18 protein-coding genes are annotated in these 16,927 nt (G+C 63.5%); 11 read left to right on the forward strand and 7 right to left on the reverse strand.

What is annotated here, in order from left to right:
- Positions 1-13: 13 nt before the first annotated feature.
- Positions 14-700: an ABC transporter permease gene (locus ASF84_RS05295; protein ID WP_177339451.1), complete on the reverse strand. Its 687-nt coding sequence runs from the start codon at positions 698-700 to the stop codon at positions 14-16.
- Between the two features lie 371 nt (positions 701-1,071).
- On the opposite strand from ASF84_RS05295, the gene ASF84_RS05300 reads away from it, so the two are divergent.
- Complete coding sequence (locus ASF84_RS05300; protein ID WP_056836003.1) at positions 1,072-2,655, forward strand: peptide chain release factor 3; 1,584 nt, start codon at positions 1,072-1,074, stop codon at positions 2,653-2,655.
- Here ASF84_RS05300 and ASF84_RS05305 read toward each other — a convergent pair.
- Positions 2,649-3,560, reverse strand: a complete 912-nt coding sequence (locus ASF84_RS05305; RefSeq protein WP_056836005.1) for a LysR family transcriptional regulator — start codon at positions 3,558-3,560, stop codon at positions 2,649-2,651. The two genes, ASF84_RS05300 and ASF84_RS05305, sit on opposite strands and share 7 nt — an antisense overlap.
- A gap of 287 nt (positions 3,561-3,847) precedes the next feature.
- Positions 3,848-4,435, reverse strand: a complete 588-nt coding sequence (locus tag ASF84_RS05310; RefSeq protein ID WP_056836007.1) for an NAD(P)H-dependent oxidoreductase — start codon at positions 4,433-4,435, stop codon at positions 3,848-3,850.
- A gap of 177 nt (positions 4,436-4,612) precedes the next feature.
- Between ASF84_RS05310 and ASF84_RS05315 the strand changes: the two genes are divergently transcribed.
- Positions 4,613-4,948, forward strand: coding sequence for a putative quinol monooxygenase (locus ASF84_RS05315; RefSeq protein ID WP_056836009.1), 336 nt, complete (start codon positions 4,613-4,615; stop codon positions 4,946-4,948).
- Here ASF84_RS05315 and ASF84_RS05320 read toward each other — a convergent pair.
- Entirely contained in the window at positions 4,902-5,666 is a 765-nt protein-coding gene (locus ASF84_RS05320; RefSeq protein ID WP_056836010.1) for a sulfite exporter TauE/SafE family protein, read from the reverse strand. The genes ASF84_RS05315 and ASF84_RS05320 overlap by 47 nt on opposite strands.
- A gap of 133 nt (positions 5,667-5,799) precedes the next feature.
- Between ASF84_RS05320 and ASF84_RS05325 the strand changes: the two genes are divergently transcribed.
- Entirely contained in the window at positions 5,800-6,678 is an 879-nt protein-coding gene (locus ASF84_RS05325; protein WP_056836011.1) for a LysR substrate-binding domain-containing protein, read from the forward strand.
- A gap of 177 nt (positions 6,679-6,855) precedes the next feature.
- On the opposite strand, the gene mnmH is transcribed toward ASF84_RS05325, so the two are convergent.
- Together mnmH and selD are read right to left on the reverse strand one after the other, a co-directional pair.
- Complete coding sequence (gene mnmH, locus ASF84_RS05330) at positions 6,856-7,965, reverse strand: tRNA 2-selenouridine(34) synthase MnmH (RefSeq protein ID WP_056836012.1); 1,110 nt, start codon at positions 7,963-7,965, stop codon at positions 6,856-6,858.
- A complete protein-coding gene (gene selD, locus ASF84_RS05335) occupies positions 7,965-8,999 on the reverse strand; it encodes a selenide, water dikinase SelD (RefSeq protein ID WP_056836013.1) in 1,035 nt (344 codons plus the stop codon). The genes mnmH and selD overlap by 1 nt, the downstream gene beginning before the upstream one ends.
- A 379-nt stretch (positions 9,000-9,378) precedes the next feature.
- Here selD and ASF84_RS05340 point away from each other — a divergent pair, with 379 nt between their 5' ends.
- The 8 genes from ASF84_RS05340 to ASF84_RS05375 all read left to right on the forward strand — a co-directional run bounded on the left by ASF84_RS05340 (position 9,379) and on the right by ASF84_RS05375 (position 15,728).
- Positions 9,379-10,230: a putative selenate ABC transporter substrate-binding protein gene (locus ASF84_RS05340; protein WP_056836014.1), complete on the forward strand. Its 852-nt coding sequence runs from the start codon at positions 9,379-9,381 to the stop codon at positions 10,228-10,230.
- Complete coding sequence (locus tag ASF84_RS05345) at positions 10,227-11,024, forward strand: phosphonate ABC transporter ATP-binding protein (RefSeq protein WP_056836015.1); 798 nt, start codon at positions 10,227-10,229, stop codon at positions 11,022-11,024. Before ASF84_RS05340 ends, ASF84_RS05345 begins: the two co-directional genes overlap by 4 nt.
- Entirely contained in the window at positions 11,018-11,857 is an 840-nt protein-coding gene (locus ASF84_RS05350) for a PhnE/PtxC family ABC transporter permease (RefSeq protein ID WP_056836017.1), read from the forward strand. The genes ASF84_RS05345 and ASF84_RS05350 overlap by 7 nt, the downstream gene beginning before the upstream one ends.
- Entirely contained in the window at positions 11,854-12,621 is a 768-nt protein-coding gene (gene phnE / locus ASF84_RS05355; RefSeq protein ID WP_056836018.1) for a phosphonate ABC transporter, permease protein PhnE, read from the forward strand. The genes ASF84_RS05350 and phnE overlap by 4 nt, the downstream gene beginning before the upstream one ends.
- Positions 12,622-12,958: 337 nt before the next feature.
- The gene (locus ASF84_RS05360; protein WP_056836020.1) at positions 12,959-13,165 is read left to right on the forward strand and encodes a DUF6124 family protein; all 207 of its coding nucleotides are present in this window, start codon (positions 12,959-12,961) and stop codon (positions 13,163-13,165) included.
- A 664-nt stretch (positions 13,166-13,829) separates the two neighbouring features.
- Positions 13,830-14,036 carry a DUF6124 family protein gene (locus ASF84_RS05365; protein WP_056836022.1) on the forward strand — a complete coding sequence of 69 codons (207 nt, stop codon included), beginning with the start codon at positions 13,830-13,832 and terminating at the stop codon, positions 14,034-14,036.
- A gap of 173 nt (positions 14,037-14,209) precedes the next feature.
- Positions 14,210-14,905, forward strand: coding sequence for a DUF1963 domain-containing protein (locus ASF84_RS05370; RefSeq protein WP_056836023.1), 696 nt, complete (start codon positions 14,210-14,212; stop codon positions 14,903-14,905).
- A 127-nt stretch (positions 14,906-15,032) separates the two neighbouring features.
- Complete coding sequence (locus ASF84_RS05375; RefSeq protein WP_056836025.1) at positions 15,033-15,728, forward strand: DUF1963 domain-containing protein; 696 nt, start codon at positions 15,033-15,035, stop codon at positions 15,726-15,728.
- Here the strand turns inward: ASF84_RS05375 and ASF84_RS05380 are convergent, their stop codons facing one another.
- Positions 15,729-16,349 carry a LysE family translocator gene (locus tag ASF84_RS05380; RefSeq protein ID WP_056836027.1) on the reverse strand — a complete coding sequence of 207 codons (621 nt, stop codon included), beginning with the start codon at positions 16,347-16,349 and terminating at the stop codon, positions 15,729-15,731.
- Positions 16,350-16,927 lie beyond the last annotated feature (578 nt).

Genomic DNA, 16,927 nt, shown 5'->3' on the forward strand with positions numbered 1-16,927 from the left:
AACGGGGCAGGTCTCAACGGGTCAGCCCGCGTTCGAGCCACAGGCGGCTGAACAGCGTGACCAGGCCATCGAGCAGCAGCGCCAGCAAGGCGGTGCAGGCTGCGCCCAGCAGCAGTTGCGGCTGGTTGTTCAGGCCGATGCCGGGGAAGATCAGGCTGCCCAGGCTGTTGGCGCCGATCAGGAACGACAGCGGTGCAGTACCGACGTTGAGCGCCAGCGAGATGCGCACACCACCGACGATAATCGGCACGGCATTGGGCAGCTCGACCTTGAACAGCACCTGACGCGGGGTCATGCCGATGCCGGTGGCAGCTTCCTTGAGCGAGGCGGGAACGTTTTTCAGGCCTTCGTAGGTGTTGCGCACGATGGGCAACAGCGAGGCCAGGAACAGCGCGAAGATGGCCGGCCCGCTGCCGATCCCGAGAATCCCGAGGGCAATGGCCAGAACCGCGAGGGGTGGAACGGTGTTACCGATATTGAAGATCTGCATGAAGCGTTCGGCGCGGCCAACCATGGACGGTCGGCTCAGGGCAATGCCGGCAGGGATACCGACCACCAGCGCCGCCAGCATCGAGACCAGCACCAGCACCAAGTGCGCTTGCAGGTAGAACAGCAGGTCATCCTTGTACTTCACGAACGTATCAATGCCGATCCAGTGGACCAGCAGGGCCAGGAGTACGACGATAATCGCGCCTCCCATCAGCCCTTTGCCATAGCGATTTGCCACGGGCGGACTCCTTTTTTCAGTCGGCAAGCCTCTCCTGTCACGGCCTTTTGCAGGTCGTAGCCGAAGGGTTTGCGAAGAGCAGCAGGTGGATCGCCATCCAGGCGTGAACCTGGGCGAAAACACATGCCATGAGCACAGCTTCGTCAAGCCGATTTGCAGTCGAATCAGCCACTTGAAACAGTCCTGACATGGCCTGTTACAAGGGAATGGACGTCTCCGGAATCGCAAAGGTTCCCATGCGAGGCAGCATTTGGCCACCCCGGATCGACTGAGCGGTTCGGTTATTGGCCCGAGTTGCGCTATAATCTGCGCCCTTTTTTGACTCCCTTTTCAGGCGATTCCCCATGACGCAACAGGCCGCCGAAGTCGCGAAACGTCGCACTTTCGCCATCATTTCCCACCCCGACGCCGGTAAAACCACCATTACCGAAAAGCTGCTGCTGATGGGCAAGGCGATCTCGGTGGCCGGTACGGTCAAATCGCGCAAATCCGATCGCCATGCCACCTCCGACTGGATGGAAATGGAAAAGCAGCGCGGCATTTCCATTACCACCTCGGTCATGCAGTTCCCGTATCGCGAGCACATGATCAACCTGCTCGACACCCCGGGCCACGAAGACTTCTCCGAAGACACCTATCGCACCCTGACAGCGGTGGACTCGGCGCTGATGGTGCTCGACGGCGGTAAAGGCGTCGAGCCACGCACCATTGCGCTGATGGACGTCTGCCGGCTGCGTGACACGCCGATCGTCAGCTTCATCAACAAGCTCGACCGTGACATCCGCGACCCGATCGAACTGCTCGATGAAATCGAAGCGGTCCTGAAGATCAAGGCCGCGCCGGTTACCTGGCCGATCGGCTGCTACCGCGACTTCAAGGGCGTGTACCACCTGGCCGGCGACTACATCATCGTCTACACCCCGGGCCACGGTCATGAACGCACCGAGACCAAGATCATCCAGAAGCTGGACTCCGACGAAGCCCGCGACCACCTGGGCGACGAGTACGACCGTTTCGTCGATCAACTGGAGCTTGTGCAGGGCGCCTGCCACGAATTCAACCAGGACGAATTCATCAACGGCCAGCTGACGCCGGTGTTCTTCGGCACGGCCCTTGGCAATTTCGGCGTCGACCATGTGCTCGACGCCGTGGTCGACTGGGCCCCGCGCCCGCTGGTGCGTGAAGCACGCGAGCGCAGCGTGGAGCCGGTCGAGGAGAAATTCAGCGGCTTCGTGTTCAAGATCCAGGCGAACATGGACCCCAAGCACCGCGACCGCATTGCGTTCATGCGCATCTGCTCGGGCCGCTACGAAAAAGGCATGAAGATGCGCCATGTGCGCCTGGGCAAGGACGTACGCATCGGCGACGCCCTGACCTTCTTCTCGTCTGAGCGTGAAATGCTCGAGGAAGCCTACGCCGGCGACATCATCGGCCTGCACAACCACGGCACCATCCAGATCGGCGACACCTTCACCGAAGGCGAGGCCCTGGGCTTTACCGGCATCCCGCACTTCGCCCCGGAACTGTTCCGCCGCGTGCGCCTGAAAGACCCGCTCAAGTCCAAGCAGTTGCGCCAGGGCCTGCAGCAGCTGGCCGAAGAAGGTGCCACTCAGGTGTTCTTCCCGCAGCGCAGCAACGACATCATTCTGGGCGCCGTCGGTGTACTGCAGTTCGATGTGGTCGCCAGCCGCCTGAAAGAGGAATACAAGGTCGAGTGCGCCTACGAGCCGATCACCGTCTGGTCGGCACGCTGGATCGACTGCGCCGACAAGAAGAAGCTCGAGGAGTTTGAAATCAAGGCTGTGGAAAACCTGGCCCTGGACGGCGGTGGTCACCTGACCTACCTGGCCCCGACCCGGGTCAACCTGGCGCTGATGGAAGAACGCTGGCCGGACGTGAAATTCCGCGCCACCCGCGAGCATCATTGATCGGGTGATCTGCAGGCGTACTCGGCCAGTTTGTCCTGCATGAAATCCAGAAAGCACTCGATGCGCAGCGCCAGCTTGGAATTGCGGTAGTACACCGCATGAATCGGCTGGCGATAGCCGCTGTTGGCCGCCTCCAGCACGGTCACCAGCCGGCCTTCGCGCAGGTCTTCGTGGGTCATGAAGTGCGACAGGCAGGCAATCCCCTCCCCCGCCAGCGCCAGGTGCCGCAAGGTGTCGCCGCTGGACGCCGCGATGGTCGGCCGGATCGGCAGGCGATCGCCCCCGGCATGGCGCAAGGGCCATTGGTTGAGCGTCTCGACCTGGGTAAAGCCCAGCAAGGTATGCCCGGCCAGGTCCTCGACAGAGGCTGGTGTGCCGCAGCGCTGTAGATAGTCCGGGCTGGCGACGATGTTCAGCGCGCTGCACCCCAGCGAACGTGCATGCAAGGTCGAATCACTCAGCTCGCCGATACGGATGGCGATGTCGGTGCTGTGCTCCAGCAGGTCGATGAACCAGTCGTTGCTGGTCAGCTCCAGCTGAATGTCCGGGTACAGCCGACGAAACTCACCGATATGCGGCACCACCGAATGCAGCATGAACGGCGAGGCGGCATTGACCCGCAAGCGCCCGGCGGGGGTTTGCCGGGACTGGGTCAGGTGCTCTTCAAGGTCATGCATGCGCTCCAGGATGTCGCGGGCACGCTCAAGAAAGGAACGCCCTTCCTCGGTCAGGTCCATGCGCCGGGTGGTGCGGTTGAGCAGCGTGGTCTGCAACCGGGCCTCCAGCCGGGTCAGGGTGCGACTGACCGCCGAAGGCGTCAGGCCCAACTGTTCGGCGGCGGCGGAAATTGACCCGCACTCGATCACCGTGACAAACACCTGCAATTGATCGGATCGGGTTTTCATGACGGGCTCAGGGCTTGGGACACGCGCGGATGGTAACCGGATTCTTGTGTAGCGCCGCCCGGCCGCTCCCTCAAAAAAATAACCAACTGACTTTATTGAATATTAAATTCGACGCGGGTAGGAGCGCGCTTGCCCGCGACCGGCTGCGTAGCAGTCGTAAATTTGTGGCGTTTCACAGAATTCTGTATGCGTTCACCGTCATGAATTTGTGGCGTTTCCGAGATTTTGCGAGCGCTTCGCACTCGGTCGCGGTGGTCCGGCATTCCGGCAAGCGCGCTCCTACGGCGTCATTTGCCGTTGAATACCTTGTCCAGGTGCACCTCATAGCGCTGCACATCGCCTGCAATGTCCGGGCGTTTCATCACATCCACCGCCAGAAAAGTCGGCAGCGCTTGCATGCCCAGGAACTGGTTGGCCTTGTGAAACGGAAAATACACCGCGTCCACGCCCTTGGCTTCGAAGAAGTCGCTCGGGTCGTCGAAGGCTTGCTGCGGGGCGTTCCAGGTCAGCGAGAGCATGTACTGCTTGCCGTGCAACAGGCCGCCGCTACCGTATTTCTGCGAGGCATCGGAGCGGGTACGGCCATCGTTGGCGTACAGGCTGCCGTGGCCTTCGGTGAAGACTTCATCGATGTACTTTTTCACGGTCCACGGGGCGCCCATCCACCAACCGGGCATCTGCCAGACGATGACATCGGCCCAGAGAAACTTCTGCACCTCTTCGGCCACGTCGTAACCGCCGTCGATGAAGGTTTCCTTCACATCAAAACCGGCGCGGTCCATAAAGGCCAGGCCAGCCTGGTGCAGGGTGGCGTTGTAACGGCCGTCGGAGTGGGCGAATTGTTTGCCGCCGTTGAGGAACAGGATTTTTTTCATGGGAAGTCTCTGCCGGTGCGCCCCGTCGAGGGGCTCGCTGAATGAATGGACGGCAGAATACCCAGCCCGTCCGACAGGACAAAGAGGCCGGCGGGCAAATCAGATTTGCCCGGGAATCACGAATCGAAAGCTGATTGTTGACTTAGACTATGGTCACTTTCAGCCCAGGAGCCTGCCATGAGCGAGCGCGTCAGCTTCATTCTTCACGCCTACACCCGCCCGGAAAAGTCCGCCGCATTCGAAGCGCTGTTCAGTGGCTACGTGGCTATCAGCCGTCTGGAGCCAGGCTGCATCGAGTACCACATGCTGCGCGACCGGCAAGACCCGAGCCTGTTTATCTTCTTTGAGGTGTGGGAAAGCCAGGCGCATCTGGATGTGCATTCGGCACAGCCGCACATGGCGGCCTTTGCCGAACAACGCGATGCCTTCCTGACCCGCGACTTTGAGATCCGCCGCATCGACATGCTCAGCCCTGCATCAGCAAATGCAGGCCCAGCCCGGCCATCCCGATAAAGAACACGCGCTTGAACAGCACGGCGCTGATGCGCTGGCGCAGCCATTGACCCAGCCACATGCCCAGCAGGGCCGGGGCCAGCGCCAGCCAGGACGCGCCCAGCTCATCGCCGCCCAGGGCGCCGGTGCCGGCCAGTCCCGCCGCCAGCGCCAGGGTCGAGACGGTAAATGACAGCCCCAGCGCCTGCACCAGTTGGTCGCGGCTCAGGCCCAGCGCCTGCAAGTACGGCACCGCCGGGATCACGAACACCCCGGTGGCTGAGGCGATAATGCCGGTCAGCAGGCCACACAGCGGTCCCAACCAGCGCTCGGCCGAAGCCGGAACGCTGAACGTCGGCAGCGCCAGCCCGCTCAGGGCATACAACAACAACGCCGCCCCCAGGGCGCGAGTCATCGACGGTCCGCCATTGATGCCCAGCCACCACGAACCCAGCCCGGTGCCGACCGCGATCATCAGCAACATGGGCCATAACCGGGTGAGCAAGCCGCGCAGTTGCCCGCCATTGGCCAGTTGCCAGACATTGGTCACGGTGGACGGGATGATCAGCAAGGCCGCTGCCTGCGCCGGCGCCATCGCCAGGCCCAGCAACCCCATGGCCACGGTGGGCAGGCCCAGGCCAATCACGCCCTTGACCGTGCCGGCCAGCATGAAGGTGCCGATGACCAGGGCGGTCAGGGCCCAGCCCAGGTGCTGATAGAAGTCGATAAGTGTGTTCATGGCGTGCAGCATGGCGCAGGCCGGACGGGTTGAACATCTGGCATATACTCAGGCAGCCTTCGGCCTGGGCAGAGGCTGATGGCCGGTTGATTGTCTTCGCGACCGTGGGTCGCTCCTACACGGCGCTTGCACCATGCATTTTGACCTTACCGACCTGCGGCTTTTTCTCAATGTCCTGGAAACCGGCAATATCACCGCCGGGGCGGCGCGCAGTCATTTATCGCTGGCCGCGGCCAGTGCGCGCATCAAGGGCATGGAGGCGTCGTTGCTCAGCCCGTTGTTGGCGCGTGGACGCCGGGGCGTCACGCCCACACCGGCCGGCCAGGCGCTGGCCCGGCATGCGCGGCTGATCCTGCAACAGGTCGAGCACCTGCAAGAGGACCTGGCCGACTACGCCCAGGGTTTCAAGGGCCAGATCCGCCTGCTGTGCAACACCTCGACCCTGAGCGAACACCTGCCCGAATTGCTCGCCGACTTTCTGGTCAGCCACCCGCACATCGACATCGACCTGCAGGAGCAGCCCAGCCTGCGCATCCTGCATGCCCTGCGCCACGGCACCGCCGACCTCGGCATCGTCAGCGACGCAGTGGACGCCAGCGACCTGCAGACCCTGCCCTTTCGTGACGACCCGCTGAGCCTGGTCATGCCGCTGGATCATCCACTGAGCCTGCACACCAGCCTTCGTTTCAGCCAGACGCTGGACCATGATTTCGTGGCCCTGGCGGCCAACAGCGCGCTGGGCATCTACCTGGAAGAACAGGCGCTGCATGCCGGCAAGCGCCTGCGCATCCGGGTACGGGCCGAGGGGTTCGACGGCGTGCTGCGCATGGTTGCCCGTGGCGCGGGCCTGGGCATCGTGCCGCAGGCGGCGGTGGCGCGCTGGCAAGGGCCGCCCGGTTTTGCCGTGTGCCGGCTCAACGAGCCATGGGCCGAACGTACCCTGTTGCTGTGCGCGGCGGATTTTGCCGCCTTGCCGGGGTATGTACGGGCGTTGGTGGCGGTGTTGGCCTAGATCACAGGCTTCGGCTTCGGCTTCGGCTTCGGCTTCGGCTGTAGGAGCGCGCTTGCCCGCGACCGGCTGCGTTAGCAGTCGTAAATTTGTGGCGTTTCGTAGATTTACAGTCGTGAATTTGTGGCGTTTCCGAGATTTTGCGAGCGCTAGCGCACTCGGTCGCGGGCAAGCGCGCTCCTACGGGGGGGTGGCGGGGCGACCGCGCTGTGTCAGGTACGCCAGCACCTCGTCCTGGGTGCCGGCAAACTCGATCCGTGCCGCCTTGTTTTCGCGCTGGTAGGCGTACATCGGGTCGTAGTACTCACCCAGCAAGCCTTCGATCCAGCCCCGGTGCAGGTCCACCTCGCCGCTGCGGCGTTGTTCGTCGAGGGCCGCCTGCATCAGCCCCGAAAGGCGCTGATGACGTTCGCCGCCCAGGCGCTTGTGGATGTTGTCGAGGCTTTGCAGCAAGCGCTCGGCGAAGCGCTCGAAGCCGGTTTCGTCGCCATGCAATGCCATGAATTCGGCGCACAGGTCGGTCACGTAATCGCGCAGGATGCGCTCGACGCGGCCGCTGAAACTGTCTTCCAGCCACACCATCGGGCAGTGCTGCATGCCCTGGTGCAGTTCCAGCGGCACGTTGCAGCTGCCCACCAGGCGGCTTTCGTCTTCCAGCACAAACTGCTCGAGGCCGGCGGCGCGCTTTTTGAGCAGGTCGATGGCCAGGCGGTTTTCGAAGTCGATCTGCGCCGGCTGGCCGGTGGCGCGCTTGCCGAAGCTGGAGCCGCGATGGTTGGCCAGGCCTTCCAGGTCCAGCGCGTTGGGCAGTTGCGTCAGCACTTCGGTCTTGCCGGTGCCGGTCATGCCGCCGAGCACCACGAAATCGCATTCGGTCACGGCCGCGTGCAGGGTGTCGAGCAGGAAGGTGCGCATGGCCTTGTAGCCGCCGGTCACCAGCGGGTAATCGACACCTGCTTCCTTGAGCCAGCGCTGCACGGTCTGCGAGCGCAGCCCGCCACGAAAGCAATACAGGTAGCCGTGCGGGTTGGCCTGGGCGAAGGCCTGCCAGGCGGCCATGCGCTCGGCCTTGACCTGGCCGCAGACCAGCTTGTGGCCCAGCTCGATGGCCGCCTGCTGGCCGTGCTGCTTGTAGCAGGTACCGACCTTCTGCCGCTCGATGTCGTTCATCAACGGCAGGTTGAGCACGCCGGGAAACGCCCCCTTGCTGAACTCCACCGGCGCCCGGGCATCCATCATCGGCACGTCGTTGAGAAACAGGTGGCGGTAGTCGCGGGTATTGTCGGCCATCAGAACACCTCGACGGCGTGGGTCTGTCGCTCCAGCAGGGTGCCGATGGGGCTCAGTTGCAGCCCCAGCTCGGCGGCCACGGCCAGAAACTCGGCTTCGCCGCCCGGCTCGACAGCGACCAGCAGGCCACCGCTGGTCTGTGGGTCGCACAACAGGTCACGCTGGGCGTCGGTCAGGCTGGCGATCTTGGCGCCGTAGCTGTCGAAATTACGCTGGGTACCGCCCGGCACGCAGCCTTCGGCCATGTAGTGCTCGACGCCCGGCAGGCGCGGCACGGCGGCGTAGTCCAGGCGTGCGGTCAGCCCGGCGCCGTCGGCCATTTCCACCAGGTGGCCCAGCAGGCCGAAACCGGTGACGTCGGTCATGGCCGCCACGCCCGCCAGCTTGCCAAAGCGGCTGCCGGGCTTGTTGAGGGTGCACATCCAGTCGCGGGCCAGGCCGATATCCTGCTCGCGCAGCCGGGCCTTTTTCTCGGCGGTGGTGAGGATGCCGATGCCCAGCGGCTTGGTCAGGTACAGCGTGCAACCGGCGCGGGCGGTGTCGTTGCGCTTCATGTGCTTTTTCTGCACCACGCCGGTGACCGCCAGGCCGAAGATCGGCTCGGGTGCATCGATCGAATGCCCGCCCGCCAGCGGAATGCCGGCGGCATCGCACACTGCCCGGCCGCCCCGGATCACTTCACGGGCCACTTCCGGCGGCAGCACATTGACCGGCCAGCCGAGAATGGCGATGGCCATCAACGGATCGCCGCCCATCGCATAGATGTCACTGATGGCGTTGGTGGCGGCGATACGGCCGAAGTCGAACGGGTCATCGACGATGGGCATGAAAAAGTCGGTGGTCGAGACCACACCGCGCTCGTCGTCCAGGGCATACACCGCCGCATCGTCACGCGAGGCATTGCCGACCCACAGGTTTGGGTCGAGGTTCTGCGCCCCGCTGCCGGCCAGGATGACATCCAGCACCTTGGGCGAAATCTTGCAGCCACACCCGGCTCCGTGGCTGTACTGGGTCAGGCGGATCGGCTCACTCATGGCAATGCTCTCAGTCACTGGAAACAGGTGGGGAAGTCTAGGGGGTGGGGTTGGGGGAGTCCATGGTGTTTCTGAATCGTGTGCTTACAACGTCCTGCAGGAGCGCCCCGCACGCCATGTACAGCGCCGGACCCGCAGGACCGGCTTTAGCCGGGAAGCAATAGACACTCCTGACTTCAGTCTCTGCGCCCTTCGCTGCTGAAGCAGCTCCTACGGGATGCATTCAACATTCAGCAAACTCAGCCGGTTAATTTGTGTGCAATGAGGGTCCTGAACTTTACACGCCTGTATCGGCGAAACTGGCCTTTCCCGCCCCGGCTCTTATAATCGCCGCACTTCATCGTGCATTCCTGCCTGCCATCGCCCCGGAGATTTCCCCATGTTCAAGCGCACCCTGGCGCTCGCCGCCGGCATTGCCCTGTCGTTGACCACCCTGGCCAGCCACGCTGCCGAGACTCTGCGCGTGTCGGCCATTCCCGACGAAGCGCCGACCGAGCTGCTGCGCAAGTTCAAGCCGCTGGGCGAGTACCTGGAGCAGCAACTGGGCATGAAGGTCGACTTCGTGCCGGTGGCCGATTACCCGGCGGTGGTCGAGGCGCTGGCCACCGACCGGCTGGACCTGGCCTGGCTGGGCGGCTTCACCTTTGTGCAGGTCAACCTCAAGACCGGCAATGCCAAGCCCCTGGTGCAGCGCGAGCAGGATGCGAAGTTCACCAGCAAGTTCATCACCAGCGACCCGAGCGTCAAGTCGCTGGCCGATCTCAAGGGCAAGACCTTCGCCTTCGGCTCGATCTCGTCCACCTCGGGCAGCCTGATGCCGCGCTATTTCATGCTCAAGGACGACATCAAGCCGGAGACCTTCTTCAGCCGCGTGGCCTACTCCGGCGCGCATGACGCCACCGCCGCCTGGGTGCAGGCCGGCAAGGTCGATGCCGGCGTGCTCAACGCCAGCGTGTGGGACAAGCTGGTTGCCAATGGCAAGGTCGACACCGACAAGGTCAAGGTCTTTGCCACCACCCCGACCTACTTCGATTACAACTGGACCGTGCGCGGCACCCTGGACCCGGCGCTGGCCGAGAAGATCAAGCAGGCTTTCCTGGCGCTGGACCCGGCCAACCCGCAGCACAAGGCGATCCTCGACCTGCAGGCGGCCAGCCGCTTCATCGAGACCACCCCTGAAAACTACAAGGGCATCGAAGAGGCTGCCCGCGCTGCCGACCTGCTGAAATGACGCTACGCCTGTCGGGCGTGACCTTGCGTCACGCCAACGGCACCGAGGCGCTGCGCGGCGTCGACCTCGGCCTCCAGCCGGGCGAGCAGGTGGCGATCATCGGCCCGTCCGGGGCCGGCAAGTCGAGCCTGCTCAACCTGCTGGCCACCGCTCTGCCGCCCACTGGCGGCACGCTGCAGGTGCTCGGCGAGGCGCCGTGGCAGCTTTCCAGCCGCCAGCGCCAGCGCTTGCGGGCACGCATCGGCCTGATCCATCAGGCGCCGCCCCTGCCCCCGCGCCAGCGGGTGGTCACGGCGGTGCTGGCCGGCAAGCTGGGCCAGTGGGGCCTGGGCAAGAGCCTGCTGAACCTGCTGTACCCGCTGGACATCGCCGGCGCCCGCCAGGTGCTGGCGCGCCTGGACCTGGCCGACAAACTCTTCGAGCGCTGCCAGCAGTTGTCCGGCGGCCAGTTACAACGCGTCGGCATTGCCCGGGCGCTGTACCAGGCGCCAGAGCTGTTGCTGGCCGACGAACCGGTCAGTGCCATGGACCCGCGCCTGGCCGACCACACGCTGGGGCTTTTGTGCCGGCATGCGCTGGAGCACAAGGTGACGCTGGTGGTCAGCCTGCATGCCGTGGAACTGGCGCTGGCGCATTTTGCCCGCATCATCGGCGTGCGCGAGGGGCGAATCCTGTTCGACCTGCCGGCCGCTGCGGTCGACCGCGCGCAACTCGACGCCTTGTACGCCAATGAGCAATTGGGCGCGCCGCCCAGCGTGCAGGCGCCGGACGGTGTATGGACCCCGCGATGCTGAGCGGTGCTCAACGCAATCATCAGCGTGACCCGGCCGCCTGGCCAAGGTTGTTGCTCGCCCTGCTGGCCATTGCGCTGCTGTGGCCGGGCATCTATCAGGCCGAGCTGAACCCGGCCGTGCTGCTGCAACCGGACAACCTGCGCACCATGGGCGGGTTCGTTGCCGACTTCTGGCCCCCGGCCCATGCGCCGGACTTTCTCGACCTGTTGCTGGAAGCCACCGTACAGACCCTGGCCATCGCTACCGCCGGCATGGCCCTGGCGCTGCTGCTGGCGATTCCGGCCAGCCTGCTGGCCAGCCGCGCGCTGTCGCTGTCGGCGGCCTCGAACGGCGGGCGTCCGGCGCTGCTCGGTCAGTGCCTGCGCTGGCCGGTGCGCGGGTTGCTGATCTTTCTGCGCAGCGTGCCGGAGATCGTCTGGGCGCTGCTGTTCGTGCGCGCCGTGGGGCTGGGGCCGACCGCCGGGGTGCTGGCCATCGCCATCACCTATGCCGGCATGCTCGGCAAGGTCTACGCCGAGATCTTCGAGTCGGTCGACCCGCGCCCGGCCCACGCCTTGCTGCAATCAGGCAGCGGTCGCTTGAGCGCGCTGCTCTACGGCACCCTGCCCAGCGCCGCCGCTGAACTGACCTCCTACACCGTGTACCGTTGGGAATGCGCGGTGCGTGCTTCGGTGGTGATGGGCTTTGTCGGCGCCGGCGGGCTGGGCCAGCAGATCGACCTGTCGATGCGCATGTTCGCCGGCGCCGAGGTGGCCAGCATGTTGCTGACCTTCCTGGTGCTGGTGCTGCTGGCTGATCAGCTCAGCCGCCTGTTGCGCGGGCGGCTGGCATGAGGCGCGCCGGCAATCTGTTGCTGGCCGGGCTGATCCTGGCGGCAGTGATCGGCTCGTTCCGCTACCTGGACATGGACCTGCCGGGCATCGGCCAGGGCGACAGCCTGGCGCAGATGGGCAGCTATGTGCTGCGTTTCCTGCACCCGGACTTCAGCGCCGCGCATGTGCAGGCCATCGGCCGCGGCATGCTGGAGACCCTGGCCATGTCGGCGCTGGGCACGCTGCTGGCAGCCGTTTTCGGTCTGCTGCTGGCGATCCCGGCGGCCGGGCGGCTGGGCTGGCCGTTGCGCAGCGCCAGCCGCCTGCTGCTCAATGCCTTGCGGGCGATCCCTGAGCTGGTGTGGGCGGTGCTGATGGTGCTGGCCGCAGGCCTTGGGCCAAACGCCGGCACCCTGGCGCTGGCGCTGCACACCACCGGCGTGCTGGGCCGGCTGTTTGCCGAAGCCTTGGAAAACACCCCGCCGCAACCGGCCGCCGCGATTCGTTTGCAAGGCGCCAGTGCCTGGCAGGCGTTCTGCTACGCCACCTTGCCGATCCTCTGGCCGCAATTGCTGGCCTACACCCTGTACCGCTGGGAGAACAATATCCGCATGGCCAGCGTGCTGGGGTTTGTCGGTGCGGGCGGTCTTGGGCAGATGCTGTATGTGAGCCTGAGCCTGTTCCAGGAAGCCCAGGCCAGCACGGTAATCCTGGCGATCCTGGCACTGGTGCTGACGGTGGATGCGTTCAGTGGCTGGAGCCGTGGACGCTGGGTGCGGGGCTAGACCGGTTACTTGCGCTCATGAAAATGGCGGTGTTGCCGGTCGTTTCCGGCAGCCGTTTCGCTTTCATTTGTACGACATTTCCGAGAAAATCCCGGCCGCTTGCGTGTGATGTTTTCGGGCACTAGGCTGCGTGGGTCGCTGAACATCAGCGATCGGGTTTAGCAGCCTGTTGAGGTATATGTGACATGCAAGCAGCCATTTATGGCGGCTTCGCGTGGGGCACCTTCGGGTGCGCCGGTTTATTGCATGTTCCTCCCGGTCTGCTAACCCGCGTCGAAGTCGCCACCCTGCGTTCGTTTAGCAGCGAGCATCTGGTGGCCCAAGTGAGGTACATGCAATGAATAAGATGGTCCCCGACCCACCCTGCCTTGAAGATTCCCTGCTCCACGTCATGAACGTGCTGCGCAGTGCCGCCGCCACCGCCTACGAATGCGCCGACAGCCTCAGCGGCAGCCAGCGCGACCTGGCTTTCTCGACCCACCACCTGATCGACCTCGCCCGCTCCGTCCTGGACGATGCCCTCAGCCGGCTGGAAACGGTGTAGGAGCGCGCTTGCCCGCGACCGAGTGCGTAGCGCTCGCAAAATCTCGGAAACGCTGAAAATTTACGACTGCTAACGCAGCCGGTCGCGGGNCTTGCCCGCGACCGAGTGCGTAGCGCTCGCAAAATCTCGGAAACGCTGAAAATTTACGACTGCTAACGCAGCCGGTCGCGGGCAAGCGCGCTCCTACACCCCCGCAACCTTGGCGTTATTGGTACGGTCATGGCTGTCTGATAAATGCCTGTGGATAAAACCGTACATGGATATCCAGGACATCAAGCGCGAGCTGGCCAAACCTGCCCTCACTTTCGAGGGCAGTGGGTGCAGAGGTAGATCGGGTACTTGCGCTCATGAAAATGTCAGTGTTGCCAGCCATTTCCGGCAGTCGTTTCGCTTTCATTTGTACGACATTTCCGAGAAAATCCCGGCCGCTTGCGTGTGGTCTTTTCGGGCACTAGGCTGCGTTCGTCGCTGAACATCAGTGATCGGGTTTAGCAGCCTGTTGGAGTCATGTCACACGCAAGTGCCGCCTATGGTGGCTTCGCGTGGGGCACCTTCGGGTGCGCCGGTTTATGACATTACTCCACCGGTCTGCTAACCCGCGACGAAGCCGCCACCCATTGTGCGTTTAGCAGCGTGCCTCGGGAGGCTCACCCGGAGTTATGTCATGAAAACAGTAATCCCCGACCCACCCTGCCTTGAAGATTCCCTGCTTCACGTTATGAACGTGCTGCGCAGCGCCGCCGCCACCGCCTACGAATGCGCCGACAGCCTCAGCGGCAGCCAGCGCAACCTGGCCTTCTCGACCCACCACCTGATCGACCTCGCCCGCTCCGTCCTGGACGATGCCCTCAGCCGGCTGGAAACGGTGTAGGAGCGCGCTTGCCCCGCGACCGGCTGCGTTAGCAGTCGTAAATTTTCAGCGTTTCCGAGATTTTGCGAGCGCTACGCACTCGGTCGCGGGCAAGCGCGCTCCTACAGCCCGCAACCTTGGCGTCATTGGTATGGTCATAGCTGTTTAATAAATGCCTGTGGTTAAAACCGTACATGGATATTCAGGACATCAAGCGCGAGCTGGCCAAGCCCGCCACCACCTTTGAAGCCGGTGGCTTTCGCCCGGCCAATACGATCGAGGAAAGCTGGCTGGGCCGGGTCTTTCTGTACCGTCCCGATGAAGAGCTGCCCCTGGGCGCCGACGGTCAGCCTTTGCTCCCTCTGGCGCAGTTCTACCTGCCCGCCCTGCCCTGTGTCAGCCCGCAACTGGCCAAGAGCCGGGTGCTGACCGTGTTCATCGCCAAGTCATTCGGCGAGGTCTTCGCGCCGATGGGGGACAGCTGGCTGATCCGTGAATACGGTTACGACGACGAACTGGTGCGCAAGGACCTGACGGTACCGGCCTCCTTTATCAAGGCCTTCCCCCTCAAGGCCGAGAAGCTCGAAGAGGACTACCCGCTCTGGGATGGCGGCGGCGTCCCGCTGCACCTGGACCGGGAAATCTGCGCGCTGATGAAGAGCGGCGACCTCGACAGCTATTACGACTTCACCACCCACAGCTACAAGCACAAGATCGGCGGCTACCCGTCGTTCTGCCAGCCGGGCGTGGACCCGGGCGAGGACTTCGAGTTTGTCTTCCAGGTGTCCTCGGACCCCAAGATCAACCTCAACGTGGTGCACAGTGGCAGCCTGATGTTCTGGAAACACCGGGTGACCGGCGAGTGGACGATTTACTACGATTTTTATTGATCCAGACCAACCCAAACCGTAGGCGCCGCTTCAGCAGCGAAGCCTTCTGCCCATGCGCCATAAATGGGTCGGGTAGACGAACCTTCGCAGCGCCTGCGAGAACCTGCTTTTTTCGATGGAGTGCAGTATGGATATCGAGGACATCAAGCGACGCCTGGTCAAACCCGCCACCGAGTTCGAAGCCGGTGGCTTTCGCCCGGCCGATACGGTCGAGGAAAGCTGGCTGGGCCGGGTCTTTCTGTGCCGTCCCGATGAGGACCTGCCGCTGGGGGCCGACGGGCAGCCATTGTTGCCGATAGCGCAGTTCTACCTGCCTGCCTTACCTTATGTCAGCCCGCTGCTAGCCAATACCCGCGTGCTGACGCTGTTCATGGCCGAGGAATTTCCCGAGTGCTTCGATGCGATGGGCGACCAGTGGCTGATTCGCGAATACAGCTACGACGATGAACTGGTGCGCAAGGAGCTGAGTACGCCGGCCTCATACCTCACGCCCTTCCCGCTCAAGGCCACCTACCTGGAGCAGGACTATCCACAATGGGATGAAGGCGGGATTCCGGAGCCGTTGTTTGAGGAAATCTGCAAGCTGGAAGCGGCCGGTGTCATCACCGATTACTTCGACTACATCACCCACAGCTACAGGCACAAGATCGGCGGATACCCGTCGTTCTGCCAGTCCGGGGTCGATCCGGGCGAAGGCTTCGAGTTCGTCTTCCAGATTTCATCGGACGACAAGATCAACCTCAACGTGGTGGACAGCGGCAGCCTGATGTTCTGGAAGCACCGGGTCACCGGCGAATGGACGATCTACTACGACTTCCACTGATCAGCGTTTGCTCAGCGCCAGGCGCGCCGCAAACAGCATGAAGATCACCCCGGTGCTGCGATCCATCCAGGTGACCACTGCCGGGCGCTTGAGCACTTCGGCCAACGGCCGGGTCGCGCTGATCAGGGCCAGCGACCAGGCCAGCCCCAGCACCACATGGATGCTCACCAGCCCGAAGGTCCAGGCAATCAGCGGCTCGCCCTGCGGAATGAACTGCGGCAGGAAGGACACATAGAACACGCCGATCTTGGGGTTGAGCAGGTTGCCGAACAGGCCCTTGATAAACCCGTTGCCCTGCCTGCCGGTGTCAGCCTGCGGTGTGGCCACGCTGCGGCGCGGGCGCAGCAGCATGTTCAGGCCCAGCCAGCACAGGTAGGCCGCGCCGCAGTATTTGAGAATATTGAAGGCCAGCTCCGACACTGCAATCAGCGCCCCCAGCCCAAAGGCAACCGCCGCGCCCCAGAGCAGGCAGCCAACGTTAATGCCCAAGGCCGCACGCAACGCCTGGCGCCTGCCTTCGACCGTGGCCGTGCGCAGGATCAGCGCCGTGTCCAGGCCGGGCGTGATGGTCAGGAGGGTGGCCGCCAGGGTAAAGGCGACGAGGTTATCGGCGATGGACATCAGGCGTCTCGGCTGGGGGGGTGACAGGGTCGCAGATTAGCATGCAGCTCCTATCGGCGGCGCTGTAGGAGCGCGCTTGCCGGAGTGCCGGACCACCGCGACCGGCTGCGTTAGCAGTCGTAAATTTGTGGCGTTTCGACAATTTTGTAGGTGTTCAAAGTCATAAATTTGTGGCGTTTCGACAATTTTGCGAGCGCTGCGCACTCGGTCGCGGGCAGAGCGCGCTCCTACCAGCCCCGCGCAAAAGCGACTATCAGTCAAATCCCGCAATCGCTGCTGAAACCGCCTACATAAATCCCACTGCCCGTCGCGCCACGAACCGGCACTGGCTTTCTCTCTGCTTGTACTGGGCGTATTGGTTTACCCGATGAAACCCTCGTATTACAAGACAGACATGGGTAATGGCATAACCGTCTATGCCGACGTCTATGTCAATTCAGGCGAGTGGGTTTATCACTGTGAAAAAATATATCGGGTGAGCCGTACGCCCCGGCTGTTTCCTGTGCAGCACTTTCTTGAGAACGCCCGCCTCTCGACAGGTCCAATCTGGCTAAGCCCTGAGCAAAGCCGCCATGCCT

The organism is Pseudomonas sp. Leaf127, from assembly GCF_001423155.1.
Lineage (GTDB): Bacteria > Pseudomonadota > Gammaproteobacteria > Pseudomonadales > Pseudomonadaceae > Aquipseudomonas > Aquipseudomonas ovata.

Coding starts and splice junctions, on each gene's coding strand:
- ASF84_RS05310 (WP_056836007.1), bottom strand. CDS start 4,435: ATGAAAAAAATCCTGTTCCTCAACGGCGGCAAACAATTCGCCCACTCC.
- ASF84_RS05370 (WP_056836023.1), top strand. CDS start 14,210: ATGGATATTCAGGACATCAAGCGCGAGCTGGCCAAGCCCGCCACCACC.
- ASF84_RS05375 (WP_056836025.1), top strand. CDS start 15,033: ATGGATATCGAGGACATCAAGCGACGCCTGGTCAAACCCGCCACCGAG.
- ASF84_RS05305 (WP_056836005.1), bottom strand. CDS start 3,560: ATGAAAACCCGATCCGATCAATTGCAGGTGTTTGTCACGGTGATCGAG.
- ASF84_RS05360 (WP_056836020.1), top strand. CDS start 12,959: ATGAATAAGATGGTCCCCGACCCACCCTGCCTTGAAGATTCCCTGCTC.
- mnmH (WP_056836012.1), bottom strand. CDS start 7,965: ATGGCCGACAATACCCGCGACTACCGCCACCTGTTTCTCAACGACGTG.
- ASF84_RS05295 (WP_177339451.1), bottom strand. CDS start 700: ATGGGAGGCGCGATTATCGTCGTACTCCTGGCCCTGCTGGTCCACTGG.
- ASF84_RS05340 (WP_056836014.1), top strand. CDS start 9,379: ATGTTCAAGCGCACCCTGGCGCTCGCCGCCGGCATTGCCCTGTCGTTG.
- ASF84_RS05320 (WP_056836010.1), bottom strand. CDS start 5,666: ATGAACACACTTATCGACTTCTATCAGCACCTGGGCTGGGCCCTGACC.
- ASF84_RS05350 (WP_056836017.1), top strand. CDS start 11,018: ATGCTGAGCGGTGCTCAACGCAATCATCAGCGTGACCCGGCCGCCTGG.
- selD (WP_056836013.1), bottom strand. CDS start 8,999: ATGAGTGAGCCGATCCGCCTGACCCAGTACAGCCACGGAGCCGGGTGT.
- ASF84_RS05365 (WP_056836022.1), top strand. CDS start 13,830: ATGAAAACAGTAATCCCCGACCCACCCTGCCTTGAAGATTCCCTGCTT.
- ASF84_RS05325 (WP_056836011.1), top strand. CDS start 5,800: ATGCATTTTGACCTTACCGACCTGCGGCTTTTTCTCAATGTCCTGGAA.
- ASF84_RS05345 (WP_056836015.1), top strand. CDS start 10,227: ATGACGCTACGCCTGTCGGGCGTGACCTTGCGTCACGCCAACGGCACC.
- ASF84_RS05315 (WP_056836009.1), top strand. CDS start 4,613: ATGAGCGAGCGCGTCAGCTTCATTCTTCACGCCTACACCCGCCCGGAA.
- ASF84_RS05380 (WP_056836027.1), bottom strand. CDS start 16,349: ATGTCCATCGCCGATAACCTCGTCGCCTTTACCCTGGCGGCCACCCTC.
- ASF84_RS05300 (WP_056836003.1), top strand. CDS start 1,072: ATGACGCAACAGGCCGCCGAAGTCGCGAAACGTCGCACTTTCGCCATC.
- phnE (WP_056836018.1), top strand. CDS start 11,854: ATGAGGCGCGCCGGCAATCTGTTGCTGGCCGGGCTGATCCTGGCGGCA.